This is a genomic window from Bradyrhizobium sp. Kon69 (assembly GCF_055807515.1).
Map to the genome: position 1 here is coordinate 1 of NZ_JBVVOS010000606.1, position 233 is coordinate 233.

At 67.8% G+C, this 233-nt stretch carries 1 protein-coding gene; it reads right to left on the reverse strand.

What is annotated here, in order from left to right; all coding sequences use genetic code 11:
* On the reverse strand, positions 1 to 233 hold a 233-nt coding region (locus tag AC0L3U_RS40320; protein WP_473365260.1), incomplete at both ends, for a collagen-like triple helix repeat-containing protein.

Here is a 233-nt window from a genome sequence, read left to right on the forward strand (position 1 = left end):
CGGTGGTGCCCAGGGTATTGGTGACCGGGTTGGCGTTGGCAGCGGTCAGGTTAGTGCCCAGACTGCTGACGGCACCGCCGACTTGAGTCACCAGACCATTGACCGGAGCGCCGACGCCCGTGGTGGTGCCGATGTTCTGGGTCAGTGCGGTGACGCCGGATGTCACGGGGTTCAAGGCTGCGCCGACACTCGTGGCCACAGTGGCGACCGGAGCCGTGGCGCCGGTGTTGGCG